Source organism: Capsulimonas sp. (assembly GCF_039929585.1).
GTDB lineage: Bacteria > Armatimonadota > Armatimonadia > Armatimonadales > Capsulimonadaceae > Capsulimonas.
Genome location: NZ_JBDSQY010000134.1, coordinates 1 through 24,582 on the forward strand (window position 1 = coordinate 1; position 24,582 = coordinate 24,582).

Consider the following 24,582-nt stretch of genomic DNA (forward strand, 5'->3'; position numbering starts at 1 on the left):
TGTCGATCTTCTTTTTCGTGCCGACCATTGAAGGTGTGAGAATCCAACGGATTTGACCATTCTCCGCCCTCGATACGGATTGCATTTAGTGTAGCGAACTGTCTCACCTATTATAGACACAGAGGGCTTGGGCGATTGGAGGAGGCGGCCAATCGTTTTCGAAGGGCCTGCGATCACTACGAGCGCGCCCTGCCGTTAGCGACAGGCAGCGAACTCAAAAGTCAGCTCTACGCCAAACTGGCGATTGCGAACTTCAATGCCGGCGATATCGCCGACACGATCCGCTGGGCGGAGACGGGCATCGCCGATCAAGCGACGGGAAAGACGCTGACTGTGCTGCACTCGATTGCTGGCCTTGGTTATCGCAACCTTGGTGACCTGGCGTCCGCGCTCGCCCACGATCAGCGTCACTACGAACTGGTTGTGGCGGAGGGAAATCCCAAAAGGATCTCGGAAGCCCTGGTCAAACTCGCCTCTCTCGAATCTTATCAAGGCAAATTCCAAAGCGCTTTGGAGCTATGCGAGCGGGCGCACGCCACGTTCCCACAAGAAAACCGAATCGTGGGGATAACGGAACACGAAATTCTCAAACTGCTCGGCCGGTTTGCGGAGGCGAGGCGCGCGCTCATCCAATCACGCGGGGCCACCCCAGCCTTTATCCCGCGCCTGGAAGACCGCACCAGCGGGGCTACCGAACTGGCGCTCTCCAAGCTGGCGGCTGAGGCTGGCGATGCGCGGGAGGCGCGAGAAGCCTATGCTGTAGGCCGGGCCGCACTGGAAGGCGATGACAAACTCATGGTCTTCGCCGACGCTCTGCACGCCTGGATCCTCGCTTTGGAAGGGGCCGGCGCGGAGTCGGCCGACCAGATCGTGTACGCGGAGGGACGCAGCGCGAATGTCGCGGGATCGGCCAGCACGCTGCGGGACATATTCACCATGCTCACATGGGCGGCGCTAATCATCGGCGATTACCGAAACGCCCGTCGTTACGCTGAGCGATACTTGGAGTTGAGGCCCTATCCCGCTTACGCCACCATCGCTTATTATCAGGTCGGCGAGGCATATCTCGGCCTTGGCGACACCGCGCAGGCAGCCGATGCTTATGAGCGGGTGATCGCCTTGAATTGCGCCACATACGCCTCCGGTCAGGCGATTGCTAGACTGGAGCAAATCCGCCAGACGGAGTGACAAAAATATTTCATTGCCGCCTTGATATTTTCTCGGCGGTGAATGCCATTGAACGCCTCCATCAACAGTTAATCCGACCTATTGCTCATCCCAGCAAGACGTTGCGGCTTTTGACTTCGCCCGATTTTTCTGCTAGAATAGAACCCGCCCGGGCATTGACCACGCCCCAAGTTTATCCCTTCACCGATAGCGAACAGAGTGAATTTACCCTGTTTTTCTATCAGCAATTCGCAAGAGGAACCCTCCTGAATGTCCGTTCGCACCCCTGACTTCGTCCACCTGCATCTGCACTCTGAATATAGCCTTCTCGACGGCGCCTGTCGTATTGATGACCTTGTAAAAAAGGCGGTCGATCTGAACATGCCGGCCATCGGCCTGACCGACCATGGGGTCATGTACGGCTCGATGGAGTTCTATCTGAAGTGCAAGAAGGCGGGCATCAAACCATTGGTGGGGTGCGAGGTGTATGTTTCGACGCGCAGCCGATTTCAGCGGGAAAATAAGAAGCTGGATGATTCGCAGCACTTAGTCTTGCTGGCGATGAATGATGTCGGATATCGAAATTTGCTAAAGCTCGTTTCTATTGGATCGATGGAGGGGTTTTACTACAAGCCGCGTATCGACAAGGAAGTTTTGCAGCAGTACAGCGAGGGGCTGATCTGTTTGTCGGCGTGTTTGGGCGGTGAAGTGCCCGAGCACATCATGGACGACAACTACGACAAGGCGGTCCATTCGGCGGAGACGTTCCGGGAGATCTTTGGGGACCGCTATTACCTGGAGATGCAGGATCACAACATCGAAAAGCAGTGGATCGTCAACGAACAGCTGCACAAGCTGTCGGCGCAGACGGGCATCCCATTGGTCGCGACCAACGATGTCCATTATCTGGGTGCCGAAGACGCCGATCCCCATCAAGTTCTGCTGTGCGTGCAGACGGCGACGACGATGGATGATCCGAAGAAGATGAACTACGGGTCGCAGCAGTTCTTTATGAAGACGCAGCATGAGATGCTGCAAGTCTTCAATAAGTACGAGCACGCGCTGCATCGCACGAAGGAGATCGCCGACCGATGCGATCTGAACTTGGAATTTGGGCGCCTTGGAATGCCCGTTCCCGAAAAGTTACCTGAGGGAATGAATGCGCAGGCATATCTGGCGAAGATCGCGTTTGAGGGGATGAAGCGGCGCTACCCGATCATCACCGAGGAGCACGAAGAGCGGCTGCGCTTTGAATTGGACGTCATCGAGCAAACGGGATTCGGCGCGTACTTCTTGATTGTCCGCGACTTCGCGGATTTCGCGCGGCGTGAGGGCATCTTCTACGGGGTTCGCGGCTCGGCGGCCGGCTCCATGACGTCGTACTGCGTCGGCATCACCGATGTCGATCCGATCCAATACGGCCTGACCTTCGAACGCTTTTTGAACCCCGAACGACTGTCCATGCCCGATATCGATATGGACTTCGAGGACTCGCGGCGGCAGGATGTTATCGACTATGTCGTCCAGAAATACGGGCGGGAGTATGTCGCCCAGGTCGCGACCTTCGGAACCATGGCGGCCCGCGCGGCGATCCGCGACTGCGGACGCGCAATGAACAAGATGCCGATGGCGGAGATCGACAAGCTCTGCAAGATGATCCCCACGATCCCCGTCGGCATGAAGCTCGATAAGGCGTTAGAGGTCAACCCCGAGTTCAAGGCGATGTACGACACCAATCGCCAGGCGCGCGAGCTGATCGACACCGCCAAGCGCCTGGAAGGCCTGACCCGCCACGACAGCGTCCACGCCGCCGCCATTATCATCTCGGCCGAACCGCTGATGGACCACACGCCCCTGCAAAAGGCCGACGACGGCATTGGCATGGTCACCCAGTATCCGGCGGGAATGCTGGAAAAAATCGGCCTGCTCAAGATGGACTTCCTGGGTCTGGCGAACTTGACCATCCTCGCCAAGGCCGTGCGCAACGTCAAGGCGAGTTTCAACATCGACATCGATGTACTGAAACTGCCATTGGACGACCGCAAGACGTATGACTTGCTTGGACGCGGCGAGTGCTCCGGCGTGTTCCAGTTGGAAGGCGCGCAGATGCGGCGCTATATCGCCGAGCTGCGCCCCGGCTCCGTCGCCGAGGTGGCCGCTATGGTCGCGCTCTACCGTCCCGGCCCGATGGCGCAGATCCCACGATACATTCGGTGTAAGCTGGGTATGGAGCCGATCGAGTACCCCCACCCCGTGCTGGAGCCGATTCTCAAAGAAACATACGGCATCATCGTCTACCAGGACCAAGTTCTCAAGATTGTCCAAGCGATCGCCGGCTTCACGCTCGGCCATGCAGACATCCTGCGTAAGGCCATGGGTAAAAAAGACCTCAAGGAGATGGTCAAGCAGCGCGAGAACTTCATCGCGGGCGCCCTGGCGAAGGGCTTGGTGAACGAAGAGCGCGCGATTGAAATCTTCGACCTGATCGAGCCGTTCGCCGGCTACGCCTTCAACAAGGCGCACGCCTTCTGCTACGCCATGGTGGCCTTCCAAACGGCCTACCTCAAGGCGAATTACCCCGTCGAATACTTCGCCGCGCTGATGGCGACCCAGGCCGACGACACCGAAAAGCTCGTCAACTTCCTCGACGACGCCCGCCGTACGAAGATCGAAGTGCGCCCGCCGGACGTCAATTACAGCTCCGCCGACTTCACCGTCGAAGAGGGCTGCGTGCGCTTCGGCCTGCTCGCGATCAAAAACGTCGGCAAGTCGCCCATCGAAGCCATTCTCGCCGCGCGCAAAAAGGGCGGCGACTTCCTCTCACTGCACGACTTTTGCGACCGAGTTTACGACTTCGGCCTCACCGGCAAGGGCGCCATCGAAACCCTGATCAAAGCCGGCGCTCTCGCCAGCCTCCACCCGGACCGCGCGCGCCTGCTCGCCGGCCTCGAAGGCGCATTAAACAGCGCCGCCACGGCCGCGCGCGACCGCAAGAGCGGCCAGGTCTCCATGTTCGGCGACGATCCCGACACGCCCGCCCTGGAGCGCATCATCCCGCCGCTCCCCGATGTCCCGCCGCTCCCCTCCGCCGAGACGATGGCGATGGAGAAAGAACTGCTCGGCTTCTACCTCAGCGAGCACCCGCTGGATCAATTCGTCGAGAAACTTAAAGAGATCGCGACGCACACCATCGACGAATGCCGTTACTTGGGCGACAAAGAAGAAGTCGTCATCGGCGGCGTTCTGACGAATATCCGCAATTACTACACCAAGGCCAAGAACGAGCTGATGTACTTCCTGACTCTGGAAGACCGCACCGGCACGATCAGCGTCACCATCTTCCCGCGCGCCGCCGCCAAGATGGAGACGCCGCAAAAGGACAGCGTCGTCGTCGTCAAGGGCAAGACGTCCCACCGCGACCGGATCAACAAACAAACCGACGAAGACGGCGGCGTCAGCGCCGCCAGCGTCGAAATCAGCGCCGACGGCGTCCAGCCCATCGCCAGCGCCGACATGCTCCTCGGCTCCGCCGAACGCCAGGCGCATTACGGCAACGGCCACCAGGAAATCTCCTGCCTGCACATCCGCCTCGACGACCGGATGAAGGGACGCATGCCGACCCTGCAGCAATTCCTCAGCCGCTACGCCGGCCCCACAAAACTCCTGCTGCACATCGCCGACGGCCCCGGCAGCGTTCAGTGCTTCCTTCCCAATCTGAAGGTTTCGCCGGATGAGCATATGGTGGAGTATTTGAAGAGCATGCTGGGGGATGAGAGGGCGGTTTGGGTAGAATAATGCGCTGAGAAATAGGTTTTCCGGATATTGCGTTCGCTTGCGAGTGCCCGTATAATTCGCGCCAATCAATCCCACAAGTGGAAGCTTGTGGGCTATGCTGAGGCGAAGCCAGCTGAAGCAGGCTGTGGAATTATGGATGCGGGAGGGCGATGTGAGTCGAGTATATGGTGAGGTTTATGTCCATTTGGTGTGGGCGACAAAAGGGCGAGAGCCAGTTCTTCTGCCGGATGTTCGCAGACGGCTTTACGAAGTGATAAGGCGGCAATGCACGACCATTGGCGTCGATCCGTTGGCCGTAGGGGGCGTTGAAGATCATGTGCATTTGTTGGTGAGTTTACCAACAACCGTCACAATTGCGGAAATCGCTCGGCGCGTCAAAGGGGCCACATCGCATTTCATGTCCCACGAAGCCATCCCTGGCAAGAACTTTGAGTGGCAAAAAGGCTACGGGGTTTTCACAATCCATCGGAATTCGGTGGAAAGCGTTCGTCGATACATCGATCGACAGGAGGAGCACCATCGCAAGCAATCGTTACTCCGCGATCTTGAAATTGTTGCGCCCGAAGAAGCACCACAAGTGGAAGCTTGTGGGCTAGGCTGAGGCAAAGTCAGCTAAAGCAGACTCTTGGGCTACGCAGCCGCTCTCTTTATCCTAATCCTAACCTGCTTCAGCTGGTTTTGCCCAAGCCTAGCCCACAAGCTTCCACTTGTGGGATTTCTTTGGCGCGAATATGCACGGCTATTGGGTAGCAATAACCAACTTCTTCCCCCGCACCAATTCTTGATGAGAAACGAAGTACCCATCGATCTTTCGATTGTCGTACCTAATCTCAGAAATCTCACTCCCTGAGTTCTTTTTGACAATTGTGAAGCCGCCCTTGTCTCCCATCTTGACATCGATTTTGTCGAATAACGGGACGGAGACGATATAATTCGGATCGGCCGGCGAAAACGGATAGATCCCGATGGCGTTGAACACGTACCAGGACGACATTTCGCCCGCGTCGTCCATTCCGGCGTAAGCCAGTTTGTCTTTGCCCATGTCGTAGAATCGATCCATGATTCTATTCAAGATGTCCTGAGACTTGCTCTGCTCGCCCACGAAGCAATACAAAAATGGAACGCTGTGATCCGGCTGGTTGCCATGGCAGTACTGTCCAATGAAACCGGAAAGGTTGTCGGCTTCCGGCCCCGTATAGGGCGTCGTGAAGAGTTGATCTAGCTTCTTTCCGAAGTCTTCTTTGCTTGGAAAAAGACCGACCAGTCCATTGACATCGTGCGGGGCGAAAAACGAGCCTTGCCAGGCGTTCGCTTCACGGTACATGTATTCGTAGTAAGGATATTCCGGATCAAAGTTCTTCACCCAATCCCCGTTCTCCAGACGTCCTCGCATGAAGCCGGTGGATGGGTCGAACATGTTTTTGTAATTACTCGTTCTCTTCATGAGCATGGCGTAGTTGTCCGTGTCATTCTGTTCTTTGGCCAGCAGCGCCACGGCGTAATCGTCATAGGCGTACTCCAGTGTTTTTGTCACTGCGGCCTTGGCTTTTGTGGCGACAACGGGGTGCTCCAGATCTGGTTCGGAGATCCAGCCCTTGGACGCGTATTCCGTGATATATGGCCTGGGACCGCCTTCCACGGTTGCGTTTCTTAAGAGCAGTCGATAGGCAGCCTGGACATCGTAGCCCCGGATTCCTCGCAAATACGTTCCCGCAATATACGGAGCCGCATGATCGCCATGGAAAAACGTGGGGATAAACCCGGTGTTTTCTCCCTTATCGATCAGCGACTTGATCACATCCACACTCACCGTCGGGGACAGCATTCCCAGCAGCACCAGCTTGTTGCGATAGTCATCCCAGAGGGACGGGTCCGTATAGTAGCGAAACCCCTTGTTGACGACTTTTCCGCTTCGATCGACAAAATCCCCATTCGCATCGCTGCGCAGGGCGGGCCAGAGGAACGAGCGGTACAGGCAGGAATAGAAGATCCCCCGCTGACGCTCCGTGCCGCCGGACACGCTGATCTTGGACAGCAACGCCTCCCAGGTTTTCGTCGCCTCGTTTCTGACCTGCGAAAATCGCTTCCCCTGCATTTCTTTGCGGAGGTTTTCCTTCGCATTGTCAACGCTAACGAACGAAAAGCCGATCTGCAGTTCCAGCGCGCCCGGAGCGTCAGCGAAATTGACGACGGAAACCTCTTTTTCTGGAGATGTCAGCGTCTCGATGCCTTTGATTTTGTGGTTGGAAACGGCGTAAAAGTACATTGTCTCGCCCGTTTGCTGAAACCCAGAAAAGACATTTTCACTCTCCTGATGAATTCCCTTGTTCCGAACACGCTCGTTGGAAGTCGCGAGGTCCGCGATCAGCTTCTCATCCTTTGGGTTTTGGAACGTGTACTTGTGAAATGCACACCGGAGTGTGGAGGTCAATTCGGCATTGACGCCGTATCGGTCAAGGTAAACCTGATAGTAGCCCGGATGAGCGGACTCGTTTTTGTGGCTGAACCCAGAACTATAATCTTTCGGATCGATAGTTCCGGTAGCTGGCAATAACGGAATATTGCAAAGGTTCCAATGTCCCTTGCTGGTATGCGCAAAGCCTTGAATGACGCTGTCTTCGTACTGGTAACCAGAACCGCTATGAAACTTCGTGACCGGCGTCAGTTGCACCATCGCGTTGGGAAGGGACGCCCCAGGGAACACCTCCGCGCCCCAGGTCCTGTGCGTGGGAGTATAGCCAATGTCTTCTTTATCCCAGAGCGTCGCCGTGCCCAGCAGAGGATTTACATAATCCGTATGCTGTTTTCGGGCTTGTGACGCCGCCGCCGCAAGCAAAACCAAACCGATGGAAACAGTCAGCGTCTTCGTAATCATGTTCATGGAATGCGGTTTCTCTTTCTGACCGAAAAAACTACTGTCTTGCAATGGACCCATTATACACACGAATGAGAGACTGTCAAGCACTTTGGCGCCAGACAGCGCATTTGGCTCCACTTAACTCACATTCTTCTTCTTGCCGAGATTGACTTAACACTCTGCTGTTTGTATAATGGTCCCACAATCCGGCATGAGCCCCAAGGACTGACGCGAGTTATTCGGCAGGAGAAGAACGCAGTGACAATGACGACACAGCTTCGGGCGCTGACGCCCGATCAGCGCAATACGTTTCTGGCGAGCTTTCTGGGCTGGACTCTGGACGCGTTCGACTTCTTCGTCTTAGTGTTCGTCCTCAAGGATGTCGCCAAGACCTTCCACACCGACAAAACGCATGTCGCCGTCTCGATCATGCTGACGCTGGCCATGCGACCGCTTGGCGCGTTTCTGTTCGGCCTCGCGGCGGAGCGCTATGGGCGGCGTCTCCCATTGATGATCGACATCATTCTGTTCTCCATTTTAGAACTGCTCTCGGGCTTGGCGCCGAATCTGACGACGTTTCTCATCCTCAGAGCATTGTTCGGGATCGCGATGGGCGGGGAATGGGGCCTGGGGGCTTCGCTGGCAATGGAGACGATCCCGACGAAGGCGCGTGGGATGCTGTCGGGCATTTTGCAGGAGGGATACGTCGTTGGGTATTTGCTCGCGGCTGTTGTCTATCGGTTTGTCGCGCCCAATCTGGGCTGGCGCTGGATGTTCTTTATCGGCGTTCTGCCGGCGCTGCTCTCGTTGTTTATTCGGGCGAAGGTCAAAGAGTCGCCCGCCTGGCAGGCGGAGCAGACGAAGCGTGAGCGCATCCCCATCTCAGAGACAGTCCGCAAGCATGGGAAGCTGTTTCTTTACCTCATATTACTCATGACGGGATTCAACTTCCTCTCGCATGGCACGCAGGATCTCTATCCTACGTTTTTGCAGGTGCAGCACAAGCTGGCGCCGGCGACTGTCAGCAACATCGCCATCATCTACAATATCGGCGCGCTCTGCGGCGGCATCTTCTTTGGAACGCTTTCTCAGCGGATCGGACGGCGCAAAGCCATCATCATTGCCTGTGTATGCGCACTGCCGGTTATCCCACTCTGGGCCTTCTCGCACAGCCTGGCGCTGCTCACGGTCGGCTCTTTCTTAATCCAGTTCTGTATTCAGGGCGCCTGGGGGATCATCCCGGCGCACTTGACGGAACTCGCGCCCGCCGCCCTCCGTGGAACATTGCCGGGCCTCGCCTATCAACTCGGCAACTTGATCGCCTCCGTCAACGGCCCTCTGCAAACGACGGTGGCTGAGCGCCACGGCGACAATTACGGAATGGCGATGGCCATGGTCGTGACAGTCGCCCTGGTCGTGGTTCCCATCGTCACGGGGTTAGGCCGCGAGGCGCGAGATGCTCGGTTTGTCTCCGATGCAGGAGATTAACCATGCTCGCGGAACGGATACGTCAAATCGTCGCAGAGCAACACGAAGTCCCGATCAGCAGCCTCGGAACAAACACCAATTTCTTCAAGGATTTGGACGATTCTCTAGACCTCGCCGAAATCATCATGACGTGCGAAGAGGAGTTCGCCATCTCCATTCCAGACACAGAAGCCTTCGACATTCAAACCATCGGCGATTTGATCTCCTGCGTTCAGCGCCACATAACAGTTCCATCGAACGTGTGGCCGCCCCCGCCGATATATTAGCGCTCCGCAAATAATATCGTAAATTAATTACCCAACGGCTTTCCGGATTGAGCGAGCGGCTGCGAGTATCCCAATATAAGGAGAAATGACATGAGCGATACTCGACAGCCGAATGAAGGCGACATCATCTTTTACAGCTCGCCGTTGGGGCTGACGAAAGTCGAAGTTTTGTTTGAGGACGAGACGTTCTGGCTCTCGCAGAAGCGATTGTCAGAATTGTTTGGGGTTGAGATCCCCACGATCAATTATCACTTGAAGGAGATCTTTGCGTCTGGTGAATTGGATGAAAACGCAGCTATTAGAAAATTTCGAATAACTGCCGCCGATGGCAAAAGCTACCTCACCAATTGTTATAACTTGGATGCAATTATCGCGGTTGGCTACCGTGTCAACTCGAAACAAGCGACACAGTTTCGGATTTGGGCAACGAAAACGCTTAAGGAGTTTATCGTCAAAGGCTTTGTGCTGGACGACGACCGACTGAAGCTCAATAAACGGTTTGGCAAGGATTATTTCGAAGAGTTAGTCGAGCGAATTCGTGAGATCCGGGCCAGCGAGCGGCGCTTTTATCTGAAGATCACGGATATCTTTGAGCAGGCGAGTATTGATTACGATCCGAACTCGGAAGCGACCAAGACGTTCTTTAAGATCGTTCAGAACAAACTGCACTGGGCGGTGAGCGGGATGACCGCCGCTGAGATTATTGCATCACGAGCGGATTCGGAAAAACCAGCGATGGGGCTGACACATTGGAAGAATTCGCCGGGTGGGAAGATTTTGAAGTCGGATGTGGTGACGGCAAAGAACTACTTGATCGAGAGGGAGATCAAGGAACTGGACCGGGTCGTCGAGCAGTATTTGCTTTACGCCGAAAACCAGGCGGCCCGCCAAATTCCGATGAAGATGGCGGACTGGATCAATCGACTGGACGCCTTTCTCAATTTCAACGAATACGACATTCTCGCCAACGCCGGTTCGGTGTCGCACGAAGTCGCCAAGCAGCTTGCCGAAGACCACTATGAGGCATTTCGCGTTCGTCAAGATCATGAATTCGAAAGCGACTTCGAAAAGGAAATCGCTCGGCTCCAATCACGCAAGGGCGAAAACGTCAATCTTAATGACCTACTCAACGGAGCAACGCCAGAGAACCGGCATCCTGAAACGGATTGGGGACCTCCGGCTGGAAATGAGGAGTAAGGGTGTGACTGCGTCTTTTCTCAACTCCGGATTGCACATGATTTCTACCCCGGGTTGCGGATCGCGCCGGCGAAGAGCACTAATCCCGTTTGCTTGTCTTGAATGGCGCAATAGAACGGTCGGTCGATGCGGACGACGACCGGGGGCGGCATGTGGATCGAGAGCGACGCGATCACGATGGCGGTGGCGGCGGATGCGGTGGTTCCGTCTTCGTCGATGTCCAGCGTGGTCTTGTGGAGAACGTCGGAGATATAGGATTTCTGTGGCATTCCCATCAGCAGGAAGTCATTGCTGGCGGTGAATGGAGCGTGCATTCCTAGATCGACAAGCGCGGGCTTAAGGCTGGCGCTATAGTTCGTATGGACGCGGGGCATAAAGAGAAGCATTTGGGTTGGCTTGAGCTGGCTGGAGAGCGCGGACCATTGGACGGCGGTAAGCGACTTCAAGTACGCGTTCACGCTGCTGTTTTGCGAGGGAAGCACCACGATCATGCGCAGGCGTCCGCCGCCATAGGGAAGAGCGACGGCTTCGTAACTGCTGGTCTTCACATAATCGACGCCGCCTTTACGCGACATTGTGGGGACTTTTTTGGTTTTCGTGGACGTGAGATGGAAGTCCTGCGGATACGTGTCGTTGTGTGGGAACGGCGTGGTCCACGCGCCATGGAAGTAGACCGCGTTGGTCAAGACGGCGCTCGTCGCCCTCGGAAGTCCTGTTTTAGGAACGATGGTCTTGATATGTCCCTGGGTCTTGCTGGCCACCCAGGAGTTGATCGCGGCCGCGCCGGCGGGTGTGGTCAGCGCCACCGTGCGCGCCGGCGCATTGTAGAAATACCGGCACGTTTCTTGATAGGTGGCGTTGAACTTTGTGGACGTACTGGCCCAGAGGGCGTTGGCGACAGCGATCTTCACCTTGGGATCGGCGACAACGAGCGATGCGCGCTGGGCTTTGGCTTGCGCGTTGATGCCCGAGAGCGGCGCGCGGCTGAGATGCAGAACCGATGCGATCTGTGTCTTTGATGCGCCACTCACGCCGTTGTCGGTCAGCAGCAGTGCTTCCTGGACACTGTAAGGCGAGATAAAGCAGTTGCCGTCGGGATTGGCTTTCACCAGCTTTCCGAGCAAATCGATCCCAAAAGCGTTGGATGCGGCGGCAATATTATCCTTCGACACATGGCTATGACTCGACGGCGCCGCGCCGGCGGCAACGGATATCAGCACCCACAGCGCGGAGGCAGCGAGAGCGGTTCGGCCGCTTGCATTGACGTTCATTCCCTCATTCTCCTTTGTACTTTGTACTTTGTACTTTGATTGGTCGCCCGCGCAGTCTCATAATTACCCTGGATTGTGAATTGCTCCGGCAAACAGCACAGCTCCGGATTGCATATCCTGGATGGCGCAATAGAATGGGCGGTCAATGCGGACGGTCAGCGACGGGGGCGCCATCATCGCTTTTGGCTGCATGATGACCGCCGTGGCGGCGGCGGCGGTTGTGCCTTCTTCGTCAATGTCCAAGGTCGTCTTGTGCAGGACATCGAAAATTTTAATGTCATTGCGCCCCCCCATGGGGGTGAAGTCCGCACTGTCGAGAAATGCGGTTTTCATTCCGAGGCTGGATAGGGCAGGCTTCAGACTGGCCGCGTAATCGACATGGACCTTAGGCAGGAACAGAGACAGACGCGTGGGCTTGAGCTGCTGAGTTATCGCGGACCATTCGCCGGCAGTGAGAGAGCCGAGAAATGCATTGAGGCTGTTGTCTTCGGAGGGAAGAATGGCGATCATGCGCAGACGGCCGCCGCCATAGGGAAGCGCGACCGCTTCCCAGTTCGTGGTTTTGGCGTAGTCAATCGCGCCTGTTCGCGACATCGTTGGGACTTGCGCGGTCGTTTGCGGCGTGAGGTGGAATGGCTGCGGGCGCGTGTCGTGCGCCTTGAAGGGAGTTGTCCAGGAGCCGTGGAAGTAAACGGCGTTGGTCAGAACAGCCTTCGCGAGCCTTAAAGCCGCAGGGCTCACGATCTGCTTGATCTTGCCCTCCGTCTTTTGCGCAACCCAGGCGTTGATCGTATTCGCCCCAGACGTCTGATGCAGCGCGACGGTTTGCGCCTGCGCGGCGTAGAACTTACGGCACGTTTCTTCGTAGCTGGGGTTGAATTGGAAGGATTGGTCGGCCCAAATCGCGTTGGCCACGGAAATCTTGACTTGAGGGTCGGCGGCGTGCAGCGATCCACGCAGCGCGTTCGATTGGGTGTTCACCTCAGAAAGCGGCGTCGCGCCCAGATGCAGCACGGCTCCGATCTCGGATTTTGTGACGCCGGCGGCGCCGTTGTCCGCAAGCAGCAGCGCCTGCTGGATGCTATACGGCGAGAGAAAACAGTTGCCGTCCGGCTTGCCTTTGGCCAGCTTGCCAAGCAAATCGATCCCAAAGGCGTTCGCCGCTGTCACGACCTGGGTCATTGATTTTCCTTTTGGCGCATTCACGGCGGCTCCGGCGTGGACAGCCGACAGGGTCAGCGACGCGGCGACAGACAAGATAAAATGTGTTTGAGCTTTCCATAGCATCATGAAATATTCCCTCCACTCGCATAGAGTCATTCCGTCTCAGGCGCCTTCAAGTAACACAGACGTAGGGAAAGAGGAGAACGTTCCCCCGGCATCGAATGGCTTTCCATGATCAAGATGGTGTTCTTCGACATTGGCGATGTTTTGTTCGACGAGGACATGCAGCACCGGTGGTTCTTTCATACGCTTCTCGCAACGCTTCGCAAACACGGCAAGGATGTTCTCTGGGACGACTGGAATGCGACGCGAATCGCGCTCGCGACCGCCGGGCCGAACCCGGCCAAGGCGATGCGCGGAGCGGTCGCCGCGTACTGCGATACTCCCGATGAGGCCGTGCGGGTCTGGAAAGAGTCCGAGGAGCAGTATCTGCAAATGCGCGCGCCGCGCCAGTATGGCCTGCTGCTCGATGGGGTGACGCCCGTGCTGGAGGACCTGAGCCAGGACTTCCGACTTGGAGTCATCGCCAATCAGCAAACAGCCGTCCTGGGATCGTTCTCGGATTACGGGATCGCGCACTTATTCGACGTGATCGTGATCAGCGAAATTGTCGGACTTTATAAACCCGATCCGGCGATCTTTCAATACGGTCTGGACCAGGCGGGCGTGGCGGCTTCGGAAGTGATTTATGTGGGTGATCGAGCCGATAATGATGTTGCGCCGGCCAAGGCGATGGGGATGAAGACGATCCGTTTCCATCGCGGGGTACACTATGGATTGTATAACCCGGACGATCCGGCGCAAACCGCCGACATCACCATCTTCGACGTCTCGGAAATGGCGGATGCGGTGCGGCGCCTCGCGTCCGAGGGTGAAGGAAACGACCATGATCATTGAAGCGCGCGACGACGTTGTGATGCTGGAGGGCGCTCTGACGCGCAACCTCTGGCTGACCATTCAGGCGGCGGCCAACCTGCTGCTGCGCAACCACGTCCAGGGGATCATCATCGACGGCAGCGGGCTGACCTGCTGCTCGCCCGAAGGCGCAAAGACGTTTCGGGACGCGATGAACTACATCGAGCGTTACCATGCGCGGATCGTCGTCAGCGGCCTGTCCGAAGAAATCATCCAAACGATCAAGGCGATCCCTGGCGTCCGCTCACGCCTTCCCATCGCCGCGAACCTGGAAGACGCGCGCACCTCGCTCAAACTGACCGCGCCGGGCAAAATCCCTGGCGCGAACCATCAAGCCGCGAACATTTTGCTGCCGCTGCTGGGGACGGCGTCGCCGGAAGCGATGCTGCCGCTTTCCTGCCGTCTCGCAAAAGCCGAAGGCCCCAAAGCGCACGTCCACCTGCTCTATATTCTGGAGATTCCGCGCGCGCTGCCGCTCAACGCGCCGCTGCCGGAAGAAGAAGCCATCGCCGCCCGCGTCGTCGGTGAAGCCGAAGCCATCGTGCGCCGGGCCGGCCTCACGCCCGTCACCCATGTCACCCGCGCTCGCGATATCGGCGAGGAGATCATTTTGCAGGCCGAGAAACTCGGCGCGAATATTTTGATCCTCACCTACGCGCCTTCGGCGGAGTACGACGGCCAGACGATGGAGCGCATCACGCGCAACGTACTGGACCGCGCCCCATGCGAAGTGATCTTGAATAAGCTGGCGCCGGTGGAGGCGTAGGACCCGATGTCCCACGCCCCCATCTCCCGCCCGCAAATCGATCTCGCGGACCAGATCCTCCAGCGCGCCTACGCCGATGGCCTCTTCACTCACGCCGCCTATGCGCTGTCCGTGCGGGGCGCCGTCGCAGCGCGGCGGGCGTTTGGGGCGGCGACGATGGAAACGGTGTTCGATCTGGCGTCGCTGACCAAGCCGGTCGCCACCGCGACAGGCGTTCTTCAGATGGTGGAGCAGGGACGTCTGCATCTTCTCCAGCCGGTCCGCAAGTTTTTCGAAGAAGAATACGGGGCGCTGCCGCATTTGACGGATGTGGAAATCCATCATCTGCTCACGCATACATCGGGGCTGCCGCCGATCCCAAAATGGCCGAAGGACGGCGCGGGCGCGGACCGTAAAGAATGGCTCCAAGCGGTGCTCAGCACGCCGCTGCTGCGCTCTCCCGGCGTGGGATATACCTACTCAGATACTGGCTATATCCTGCTCGGCGAGATCCTGAGACGTGTTTCGGGGATGGATCAAGCGGCGCTGTTTCGTCAGGGGGTCGCCGAACGGCTCGGAATGACGAATACGGGCTATCTGCCGGACTCGGCCGTGCGGCCCCGAATTGCGCAGACGGGCAGGGACACTGCGGGAACCGTTCACGATCCCCGGTCCCGCGACATGGGCGGCGTCAGCGGCCATGCGGGACTGTTCGGGACGACCGACGATTTAATCAAATACGCCGAGGCGATCCGGGGCGGCGGCCCGCCGCTGCTCTCGCGGGCGTCGACAGCGCGCATGGCGGTCAGCCAGATTCCGCGCACGATGGGCGGCCAGTCCTACGGCTGGTTCTGCGCCGGCAACGACTTCCTCCCCAAAGGCGACTTATTCTCCGACCGATCTTTTGGGCACTCGGGATTTACGGGAACGCTGCTGCTCATCGATCCAGAGTACGATGTCTCGCTCGTCCTGCTCACGAACCGGGTCGTCAACGAAACCGAAGACGGCAGCCGCTTCCTGCGCATGCGCCGATACTGGCTCAATGCGATGGCGGCAAGCTTGGCGTAGAACTTTTCGTACAAACTGTGGTATCATCTGTGTGTCGCTTTTGACACAATGTGCATCATTGCGCTGTCTCGCACGCCGGTTTGCGTTAGCGCCCCGTTCTTGGTTTTCTTTTCAATCGCCTCGACAAACTGCACCCCACGACCTTCGCCTGAACCGGAATCCGCGGCAACGCGGACGCAGGCCGGTTTCAGGAGATTCGTTCGCATGTCTTTCACATCCCTTGGGCTTCGTCCCGAGATCCTTCGCGCTCTCTCAGATTCGGGTTACGAGACGCCCACTCCCATTCAGGCCAAAGCCATTCCCGTCATCATGGAGGGCCGCGATGTGCTCGCCGCCGCGCAGACCGGCACGGGCAAGACGGCGGGCTTTACCCTTCCCCTGCTCCACCGATTGAGCCTCACGCCGCAGCGGGCGAGCCGTGGTCATCACCATCCTGTACGCGCCCTGATCGTCACGCCGACGCGCGAGCTCGCGGCGCAGGTCGAAGAAAGCGTCACGACTTACGGCAAGCATTTGAACTTGTCGTCGGCCGTCGTCTTCGGCGGGGTCAATATCAACCCGCAGATCGCGGCGCTGCGCAACGGGATCGATATCCTGGTGGCGACGCCGGGGCGCCTGCTCGATCATATCCAGCAGGGCACGGTCGATCTGACCCAGGTCGAAGTGCTCGTATTGGACGAGGCCGACCGAATGCTCGATATGGGCTTTATCCGGGACATCAAAAAGATCCTCGCCCTGCTTCCCGCAAAGCGCCAGAACTTGCTCTTCTCCGCGACATTCTCGGATGAGATCAAGCAGCTGGCGAACGGCCTGCTGAACTCGCCGACGCTGGTCGAGGTCGCTCGCCAGAACGCCGAGAGCGAGCTGGTGGCGCACTGGGCGTACTTTGTCGCCCAGGAGAACAAGCGAGACCTGCTGGAGTACTTGCTCATCGAGAAGAAGATCGGCCAGGCGCTCGTCTTCACCCGCACCAAGCACGGCGCGGACCGCCTCGCCAAGCAGCTCGTGAAGAGCGGCATCAGCGCCCTCGCGATCCACGGCAACAAGAGCCAGCCGCAGCGCACCAAGGCGCTCGCAGAGTTCAAGGCCAGCACGACCCGGATTCTTGTCGCCACGGACATCGCGGCGCGCGGCATCGATATCGACCAATTGCCGCACGTGATCAATTATGAGCTGCCGAACGTCCCGGAGGATTACATCCACCGCATCGGACGCACCGGCCGCGCCGGCAGCCCGGGCGAGGCGCTTTCGCTGGTCAGCCGCGACGAAGAGAATTATCTGATCGACATCGAGCGCAAGATGAAGAAGAATATTCCGCGTCAGCAGGCGACGGGCTTCATTCCCAAGCCCGCGTCGGTGACGGCGATCGAGAACGCCGACACGCGGCCGCCCCGCCCGCCTCGTCCGCAGCCGCGCCAGAACTCCGCAGGCCCACGTCAGGGCGGACCCGGCGGCCGGCCGCCGATGCAGGGACCGCGCGGCGACCGTCCGCAGTCTCAGGGGTCGAACGGCGGCCGCGCCGGAAGTTCACCGCGCGGTGACCGGCCCGCGAGCTCACCATCGTCGCGCCCCGCATGGCGCCGAGATTAAATCTCTCTCATCCGAATGTTTCGCCGTCTGCTACACCGGGTAAATGCCTTTTGTAAGACACTACTTTGCTGGAGGAAACGACAATGGCATACGACGAAATCAAGGATGATAATGTACAGCACGGGATCGACGATAGCCCGACCCACGACGCCGAAAAGGGCGCGGGTCTGGGCGCGGTCGGCGGCGCGATCGTCGGCGGCCTTGCTGGCGGCCCGGTCGGCGCGATTATCGGCGCTGTCGCAGGCGGCATCGCCAGCGGCGCAGGAGTTGCGGCCGTGGATCGTTACGATAACGACAACACCGTCACCGGCCTCGGTGATGGCGCGACCAGTGATCTGAACGACCCACTGAACGACGATGTCGATGCGATCGACCCAAACCTGACCAGCGGAAACCGCGTCGGCGTCTATAACACGCCCGGCAACGGCGTTCCCGGCATCCAGACCGGCGGTGTGGACGCGGACGGCACCCCGGACACGCGCGGCATCACTGAGAAGGCGGCCGACGCCATTACCGGCGATCGCACCGATGACAAGACCGGCAAGCCCACCTGGTAAGCCGTTCTCGATCTAAAGTATTTGCTCGACAACTCAATAACGGCGAAAACTCCCTTACGATCTCTACAAAAGATCGTAAGGGAGTTTTTTTGCGTTGAAATCCAATACCCCCTCTGGGTATAATCACTGGAGAGGAGAACCCCAAAATTGCAGCAGGAAGCGCGTCAAAAGATTCAGAACCGTCTGAAGCGTATCTCAGGACAGGTCACCGGCGTACAGCGCATGGTAGAGGAAGATCGGTACTGCGTCGATATCCTTACTCAAGTGGCCGCAATCCGATCCGCTCTCGACGCCGTTGGTGTGGCGATGCTCACCAGTCACCTGGAAAGCTGCGTCGTGGGCCACGGCACGGAAACCGAGCACGCCTGCGCTAAACAAATGACCCAAGCAGAACTTTTGGACGAAGTGCGCGTGTCGCTGGAACGGTTTCTCAAATAACGGCGGTATCAGAGGGAGAGGGAATAACAACCATGGAGATGACATTTATCGCGCCCGACATCGAATGTGACGGCTGCGCGAACAGTATCAAGAAGGCGCTCGGCCAATCTCCCGGCGTGGAGACAGTGGATGTCAACATCGAGCGCAAGTCAGTCGTCGTCGGCTTTGACGCCGAACAAACGAACGGCGCAAAACTCGCCGAAACCTTGGACGACATCGGCTTCCCCGTCGCCCGCGAATCCGACGCGCGCGCTTAAGACAGCAGAGGAGTGATATGGCAAGAACAAGAGTTCAGAGCACGGAAGAATATCTACGCGATCGATGCTGCCTTTGCGGCAGGACTCGCGAGAACGTGGAGGGACTGATTCTGGGCGTCCATGGTGCTGTCTGCATCGGCTGTATCGACTTGTCACACGAAATTATTCACAAGTCGCCGGAAGACAGAAGCGACTTGCTTGCCGAAGCACAAAAGCACGCTCGCGACGCACAATCGAAGTCTTTGATCAACCATCTATTCGGCAGGCGATAGAATTGCGGTTACTCATGGAGAGGTCGTACGGAATACTCAACGCCGGTGATGGCGCGTGGGCATTCGAAGAACATGCACAGAGGCTTTCACGGATACTTGGCGCGGAGATTATCACCAAGCCACGCGAATTCAACTATGTCTTGAGCTTAGAGGACGAGGGGCTGCCGGAGTTCGCGCAGAGCTTTATTCCACTCGCCTCCCTCTTACTCGCTTCCGACAAACGTCTGCTGGCGACTGCATTTCAGGAGCATGGCGTTGCAACTCCCGCCACTATACTGGCCGAGGACGCAGCCGAAGTGATGGACATCGTTCGTGAAAATGGTCAATGCAAGTGGTGCTTAAAGTGGCCGATCGGATGTGGCGGCTCGGGACATCGGGTGATCGAAACGGCGGCGGCCATTCCGGCGGATTGGCCTCGTCCTTATGTCGTTCAGGAATTTATTCCGATGACGTCACCGGAGGTGTATCGGATATTCGGGTGTGAGGGTGAAATATTCGGCTGGCTCGCGCGCAAGTTTCCGGAAGACACAGCAGCATCCCCCTGGGTTTCTCATGCACGAGGGGCTCGCTACGTTTCGTACGGATCGGCGCCCATCGAAGCCCAAACTCAAGCGCGGCTCGCTCTGAAAGCGACAGGGCTGCTCGATTCGTTTGGGTGTGTGGATCTGATTGCCAGACCATCGGGGGAGTGGCTCGTTCTGGAAGTTGGCAGCGATGGCGTTTACAACCACGTCGACCGAGACATCGGCGATCTGGAACTCGTGCGGGAGATTGAGGAGCGACTGGGTCAGTGCTTCCAGTCGCTCCGTAAGTCGTATTAAACGGCGAAGCGGCGATAGATTTCCCAGGCTTTGTCCGGACAGGTCAGGATCTGGATCTGGTGGGACCCGATTTCTTTTTGGATCGAGGGGAAGATCTTTTTCGCAGGCTCGTCTTGAGAGGCGTAGAAGATGAACTCACGGCGTCCGGCCGTCGTGATCGCCAGGGCGAGCATGGCGGAGCCGCCGCCCTCGAACCGCTCGCGCAGCAGGTGCTCGATCGCGTCCAGTTCGATTGTTTCCAGGCGACTGGGCAGTCCGTTCGAAGTCGGAGAGCGAAACGGCACGACCACACCGACGTGGTAGTGAAATCCAAGCTGTCCGCCATTCTTCTTCAGCCCCATATTGACTCGAACAACAAGCATGGAGCCGGCGTCATTGTACTTTTTCACTTCCCACGGTCCATCGGCGGCGGTCGGCGCGAACGTCTGGGCGCTGTTCTTAGTAAATGGCCACATAAGGTCTTTCTCCGATATCGTTAGCAAGCAGGCAGGCGGCAGGCGCCCCACTCTCTATCATACATCAAGAATGCTCAAAAACACCAAGCAAACGTAATATATTTGTGCGATTTAATTATTGTTTTTTGATTCTACCGGCCGTTTTCAAGACCGATCCAGACACATGGCGAAAAGTGACGCTTCCCATGTATAATAGAAGCGCGTGTTTCGTTCTCTAACCGTGATGAGCCGGAATCATGTTATATGTAACCGATTGTCATTGCAGAAAGTTTACTTTCGCAACAATCGCATTTCATACCTCATGACAGGGATTTTATTGCGTTCGGCGAGGGGTGCACTGCAACTGGCTTCAGGTCTGCGGCGTTTCGCCGCAGACCTCTTTTTTACAATATTCCAATTTTAGAACATAACTTATTTCTTGGGGTCAAACCCATATGCTTATGGATTTGCGCTCCATACGGGTATGATGTGAATGAGCGGCGAGACGTCGCTTCTTTCATCGGGAGAAAATATAAGTTGAACAATACAATATTACGAAATAAGAAAACAATTTGGGCGGTTCCGGCAGCCGCAATCGCCTTCGGACTGCTGAGCGCGGGATGCGGCGACAGCGGTCAGAAGAGCGAACCGGGCGCACAGACCGCCAGCACGGCTTCCGCAACGGCTCTGAACGGAGCGGGCGCGACGTTCCCAGCGCCGCTGTACCAGAAGTGGTTCCAGGAGTATCAATCCAAAAACGGCGTGCAGGTCAACTATCAGGCGATCGGCTCGGGCGGCGGCATCAAGGGGATCACGGCGAAGTCCGTGGACTTCGGAGCATCCGACGCGCCGATGAACGATGAGGAAATGGCGAAGGCGCCGGGCATCCTGCATGTCCCGACTGTCGCCGGCGCGGTCGCCATCGCCTATAATGTCCCCGGAATCACCACCGGCATTCACCTGACGGGAGACGTCATCGCGGATATCTTCCTCGGCAAGATCGCCAAATGGAACGACGCGCGCATCACGGCCCTGAACCCCGGCAAGACCTTCCCCGACCTGGCGATCGCCCCCACGCACCGCGCGGACGGCTCGGGCACCACGAATATCTTTACCACCTATCTCAGTCAGGTCAGCCCGACCTGGAAGGCCGGGCCCGGCGCGGGTAAATCCGTGACATGGCCGAGCGGACTTGCGGGCAAGGGAAGCGCGGGCGTCGGCGCTCTCGTCCAGCAGACCGAAGGCGCCATCGGCTACATCGAGCTGGCGTACGCGCTCCAGAACAAGATCGCCTTCGCTGATGTGCAGAACGCCAAGGGCGCGTTTATCACTCCCACCGTCGAATCCACCACGGCCGCCGCCGCCGGCGCGACGATCCCCGAAGACTTCCGGACCGTCATCACCAACACTTCCGACCCGAAGGGTTACCCGATCACCGGCTTCACCTTTATCCTGGTCTACAAGGACGCCAAGCCGGACGTGAAGAAGTTCCTGCAATGGGCGCTTAGCGACGGCCAAAAGGACGCCGCCCCGCTCGTATACGCCCCGCTGCCGGAAACCGTGCAGAAGAAGGCGCTCGCGGAAGTGGAGACGATGCAGTAAAGTGACCGACGGGTTTTCGGCTCCTCCGTCCAATCGGAGCAAGAAGGCCCCTCCGCCCCAATTCTGGGGGACCCGATTTCGGAGATTGGCATTTTCCGGTCCCCCAGAATTGGGGCGGAGGGGCCATCCTAAATCTGTGGGGGCTGAAGGACCGGAACCAAAGGAAGAAAGTTGCTCTAGCTGGCAGCCAGTGGAAGCGAGATTGCGACTTCCAGTCCGCCGTCTGACGCATTGGCGGCCTCTACGCGGCCGCCGTGCAGATGGACGGCGTGTTCGGTGATCGCAAGGCCGAGGCCGACGCCGCCGCTTTGGCGGTCGCGGGATGGGTCGACGCGGTAGAACGGCTGGAAGACTTCTTTCAGCAGGGGTTCGGGGATGCCGGGGCCGTGGTCGCGCACGTGGATGAAGGCTTCGGGCGGGGTCGTTTGGGAACGCGTCAGCGTGACGGAAACCTGGCCGTTCTCAGGGGTATAACGGACGGCGTTTCGAATGACGTTTTCGATGGCGCTGCGCAGAAGCTCCGCGTCGCCGGTCAGAGTGAAGGCGTCCGATGTGTCTGGAGGCGCATCGAGACGCACCGTGGAGTGGACGGAACGCGCTTCGAAGTCGGCGTCATCGACCACTTCGCGCACGAGATCCCCAAGGGCGACTGAGTCGCGGCGGCGCACAATCATTCCGCTCTCCATCAGGGACAGCATGGAAAGCTGGCCGATCAGAGTGTTTAGCCGCTCCGCTTCGCGCTCGATCCGGTCCAGCGCCGGCTGCGCGGGGTCGCCCGAGGCGCGGCGCGCGAGGGCGAGCGCGACGTTCAGTCGTGTCAAGGGCGAACGCAACTCATGGGAAATGTCGGCCAATAAGCGCTGCTGCGCGGCGACCAGGGTCTCCAAGCGGCCCGCCATCTGATCGAAGTCGCGCCCTAAGTCTCCGATCTCATCCCGGCGACGCCCCACGGATTTCCCGACCCGCGTGGAGAAATGTCCTTCGGAAATGCGAAGCGCCGCCGCGCGCATCTGGACAATCGGCCGAGAAACATGGCGCGCCAACCAGAAGCAGATCAAGGCCGCGACCGCGCAGACCGAGAGCACGCGAGTAGCAGACACAGAGAACGCCGGCAGCAGTTTGCTGATCTCGCTGACCAGGAGATATTCGTGACCGGACGGCCCCGCCACCTGGCGCACTGTCCACATCGCCGTTGGGCGCAGCTGAAATTTGATTTCGCCGGAGCTGCCGCCACTGCGTGCGAGCTCGACTGCATGGGCCGGCGCCGCCAGATGCGAGACTTCCCCAGAGCGGTCAAACAAATAGGCGTGGATACTCGCGATCCCGTTCACGCGAATCAGATAGGCGTCGAGCGCATCCGCGCCGTCGCGCTCGTAAATCTCCGCCGCCGTCTGCGCGTAAACACCCAGCGCGCCGTTTTCCAGGCGGCGCCAGCGCGCGGTCATTGAGCCCTGCCCGAGCGTCGGCGTCACGGCGAGGGTCACCGTGATCACCGCCCCCATCGCGATCAAAAACGTCAGGAAGATCTTAAGGAAAAGGCGCATGAGTTAGCCGCCATTGCCGACGACGCGTGCATAGAAGTACCCCACCCCGCGCACCGTCTTGATCCGTTCGGAGCCGTCCCGAGCGGCGCCCAGCTTCCGACGAAGGTTACTGACATGCATGTCGATGCTCCGGTCGTAGGGCAGCAGGCGGCGTCCCAGCGCTTTTCGGACAAGATGCTCGCGCGTCACGACGGACCCGGCCGATTGCAGAAGGATCTCCAGCACGCCAAACTCCACGGACGTCAGGTCGACCGCGGCGCCAAAACGGCGGACGGTCATCGACTGAACATCCATCTCCACGTCATCCACAGCGAGCAGCGGACGCTGGCTCACTTCCCCGGCAGGCAAAGCCTGGACGCGCCGCTGGATCGCGCGTGTCCGGGCGACCAGCTCCCGAGGATTAAAGGGCTTGGGAAGATAATCATCGGCGCCGATCTCCAGCCCCATGATCAGGTCGATCTCATCGCCCCGCGCGGTGAGCATAATCACGGGGATCGCAGAAACGGCGCGAATGCGCCGCAGGATCTCAAATCCCCCGAGGCCAGGCAGCATCACATCCAAAACCACGAAGTCGTGCTCGCCGCTCAGCGCGCGGGAGACGCCCTGGACACCATCGTGGACCGCTTCCAGCAAAAAGCCTTCGGGCAGCAAGTACTCGGAGACGAGTTCGCAAAGCTCCACATCGTCGTCGATCACCAGCACGCGCTGCATTCCCGTTTCCGCCTCTCCAACACCGTTCGTCTTCTCTCCATTGTACCAGTAACTCTCAGGGCGAATCCCGGCGCCAATGTAAAGTTTTGTCAGTGGCGAGGATGGCGGCAACTGACATAAATATCGCCCTCAGCATATGTTCTATGCTGAGGGCGATATCGATCCGACGTTCTTGATCACGCGGCGAGGGCGTAGTGGATCTCTTCTTCCGGCGCGATGATCTCAAGAAATGCAGTGACGACTTGTGGGTCGAAGTGGGTCCCGGAGCCGGCTCGGATATGCTCCGCCACGCGCTCAGGCGGCCATGCGGGTCGGTAAGGACGGTTGGAGCCCAGGGCGTCCCACACGTCCACGACGGCGAAG

21 protein-coding genes and 1 pseudogene are annotated in these 24,582 nt (G+C 58.4%); 15 read left to right on the forward strand and 7 right to left on the reverse strand.

The genetic code is table 11. The features are described 5' to 3' along the window. Window positions 1–135 precede the first annotated feature (135 nt). From ABIZ35_RS09180 to tnpA, 3 genes are all read left to right on the forward strand, one after another. Entirely contained in the window at window positions 136–1,188 is a 1,053-nt protein-coding gene (locus tag ABIZ35_RS09180) for a tetratricopeptide repeat protein (RefSeq protein ID WP_348219589.1), read from the forward strand. Between the two features lie 249 nt (window positions 1,189–1,437). After that, window positions 1,438–4,962 (forward strand): DNA polymerase III subunit alpha, encoded by a 3,525-nt coding sequence (locus tag ABIZ35_RS09185; RefSeq protein WP_348219590.1) that lies wholly within the window; start codon window positions 1,438–1,440, stop codon window positions 4,960–4,962. Between the two features lie 94 nt (window positions 4,963–5,056). Further along, window positions 5,057–5,563: an IS200/IS605 family transposase gene (gene tnpA, locus ABIZ35_RS09190; protein WP_348219591.1), complete on the forward strand. Its 507-nt coding sequence runs from the start codon at window positions 5,057–5,059 to the stop codon at window positions 5,561–5,563. A gap of 138 nt (window positions 5,564–5,701) precedes the next feature. Here tnpA and ABIZ35_RS09195 read toward each other — a convergent pair whose 3' ends face one another. Further along, entirely contained in the window at window positions 5,702–7,843 is a 2,142-nt protein-coding gene (locus ABIZ35_RS09195) for a GH92 family glycosyl hydrolase (protein ID WP_348219592.1), read from the reverse strand. Window positions 7,844–8,083: 240 nt separating this feature from the next. Between ABIZ35_RS09195 and ABIZ35_RS09200 the strand changes: the two genes are divergently transcribed. The 3 genes from ABIZ35_RS09200 (at window position 8,084) to rhuM (ending at window position 10,770) form a co-directional block, all read left to right on the forward strand. Further along, window positions 8,084–9,307: an MFS transporter gene (locus ABIZ35_RS09200; RefSeq protein ID WP_348219593.1), complete on the forward strand. Its 1,224-nt coding sequence runs from the start codon at window positions 8,084–8,086 to the stop codon at window positions 9,305–9,307. 2 nt (window positions 9,308–9,309) lie between these two features. Further along, the gene (locus tag ABIZ35_RS09205) at window positions 9,310–9,573 is read left to right on the forward strand and encodes an acyl carrier protein (RefSeq protein ID WP_348219594.1); all 264 of its coding nucleotides are present in this window, start codon (window positions 9,310–9,312) and stop codon (window positions 9,571–9,573) included. Between the two features lie 90 nt (window positions 9,574–9,663). After that, the gene (gene rhuM, locus ABIZ35_RS09210) at window positions 9,664–10,770 is read left to right on the forward strand and encodes a RhuM family protein (RefSeq protein ID WP_348219595.1); all 1,107 of its coding nucleotides are present in this window, start codon (window positions 9,664–9,666) and stop codon (window positions 10,768–10,770) included. Between the two features lie 44 nt (window positions 10,771–10,814). Here rhuM and ABIZ35_RS09215 read toward each other — a convergent pair whose 3' ends face one another. Both ABIZ35_RS09215 and ABIZ35_RS09220 read right to left on the reverse strand, forming a co-directional pair. Beyond that, window positions 10,815–12,041, reverse strand: coding sequence for a serpin family protein (locus tag ABIZ35_RS09215; protein ID WP_348219596.1), 1,227 nt, complete (start codon window positions 12,039–12,041; stop codon window positions 10,815–10,817). 63 nt (window positions 12,042–12,104) lie between these two features. Further along, window positions 12,105–13,331 carry a serpin family protein gene (locus ABIZ35_RS09220; protein WP_348219597.1) on the reverse strand — a complete coding sequence of 409 codons (1,227 nt, stop codon included), beginning with the start codon at window positions 13,329–13,331 and terminating at the stop codon, window positions 12,105–12,107. A gap of 105 nt (window positions 13,332–13,436) precedes the next feature. On the opposite strand from ABIZ35_RS09220, the gene ABIZ35_RS09225 reads away from it, so the two are divergent. From ABIZ35_RS09225 to ABIZ35_RS09260, 8 genes are all read left to right on the forward strand, one after another. After that, window positions 13,437–14,162: an HAD family hydrolase gene (locus ABIZ35_RS09225; RefSeq protein ID WP_348219598.1), complete on the forward strand. Its 726-nt coding sequence runs from the start codon at window positions 13,437–13,439 to the stop codon at window positions 14,160–14,162. Next, window positions 14,152–14,946 (forward strand): universal stress protein, encoded by a 795-nt coding sequence (locus tag ABIZ35_RS09230; RefSeq protein ID WP_348219599.1) that lies wholly within the window; start codon window positions 14,152–14,154, stop codon window positions 14,944–14,946. The genes ABIZ35_RS09225 and ABIZ35_RS09230 overlap by 11 nt, the downstream gene beginning before the upstream one ends. Before the next feature lie 6 nt (window positions 14,947–14,952). After that, complete coding sequence (locus tag ABIZ35_RS09235; protein ID WP_348219600.1) at window positions 14,953–15,993, forward strand: serine hydrolase domain-containing protein; 1,041 nt, start codon at window positions 14,953–14,955, stop codon at window positions 15,991–15,993. Window positions 15,994–16,197: 204 nt separating this feature from the next. Next, window positions 16,198–17,583, forward strand: a complete 1,386-nt coding sequence (locus ABIZ35_RS09240) for a DEAD/DEAH box helicase (RefSeq protein WP_348219601.1) — start codon at window positions 16,198–16,200, stop codon at window positions 17,581–17,583. 83 nt (window positions 17,584–17,666) lie between these two features. After that, window positions 17,667–18,140 carry a hypothetical protein gene (locus tag ABIZ35_RS09245; RefSeq protein ID WP_348219602.1) on the forward strand — a complete coding sequence of 158 codons (474 nt, stop codon included), beginning with the start codon at window positions 17,667–17,669 and terminating at the stop codon, window positions 18,138–18,140. Between the two features lie 147 nt (window positions 18,141–18,287). After that, a complete protein-coding gene (locus ABIZ35_RS09250) occupies window positions 18,288–18,578 on the forward strand; it encodes a metal-sensitive transcriptional regulator (protein ID WP_348219603.1) in 291 nt (96 codons plus the stop codon). Window positions 18,579–18,610: 32 nt separating this feature from the next. Beyond that, a complete protein-coding gene (locus ABIZ35_RS09255; RefSeq protein ID WP_348219604.1) occupies window positions 18,611–18,835 on the forward strand; it encodes a heavy-metal-associated domain-containing protein in 225 nt (74 codons plus the stop codon). A 286-nt stretch (window positions 18,836–19,121) separates the two neighbouring features. Further along, entirely contained in the window at window positions 19,122–19,928 is an 807-nt protein-coding gene (locus tag ABIZ35_RS09260) for an ATP-grasp domain-containing protein (RefSeq protein ID WP_348219605.1), read from the forward strand. On the opposite strand, the gene ABIZ35_RS09265 is transcribed toward ABIZ35_RS09260, so the two are convergent. Then, on the reverse strand, window positions 19,925–20,383 hold the full coding sequence (locus ABIZ35_RS09265) for a DUF695 domain-containing protein (protein WP_348219606.1): 459 nt from the start codon (window positions 20,381–20,383) through the stop codon (window positions 19,925–19,927). The two genes, ABIZ35_RS09260 and ABIZ35_RS09265, sit on opposite strands and share 4 nt — an antisense overlap. Window positions 20,384–20,899: 516 nt before the next feature. On the opposite strand from ABIZ35_RS09265, the gene pstS reads away from it, so the two are divergent. Then, the gene (pstS, locus tag ABIZ35_RS09270) at window positions 20,900–21,964 is read left to right on the forward strand and encodes a phosphate ABC transporter substrate-binding protein PstS (protein WP_348219607.1); all 1,065 of its coding nucleotides are present in this window, start codon (window positions 20,900–20,902) and stop codon (window positions 21,962–21,964) included. 176 nt (window positions 21,965–22,140) lie between these two features. Here pstS and ABIZ35_RS09275 read toward each other — a convergent pair whose 3' ends face one another. The 3 genes and pseudogenes from ABIZ35_RS09275 to ABIZ35_RS09285 all read right to left on the reverse strand — a co-directional run. After that, a complete protein-coding gene (locus ABIZ35_RS09275; protein WP_348219608.1) occupies window positions 22,141–23,508 on the reverse strand; it encodes an ATP-binding protein in 1,368 nt (455 codons plus the stop codon). Window positions 23,509–23,511: 3 nt separating this feature from the next. Beyond that, complete coding sequence (locus ABIZ35_RS09280; RefSeq protein ID WP_348219609.1) at window positions 23,512–24,219, reverse strand: response regulator transcription factor; 708 nt, start codon at window positions 24,217–24,219, stop codon at window positions 23,512–23,514. A gap of 176 nt (window positions 24,220–24,395) precedes the next feature. Continuing rightward, window positions 24,396–24,582: pseudogene (locus tag ABIZ35_RS09285) on the reverse strand (two-component system response regulator); the annotation flags it as partial.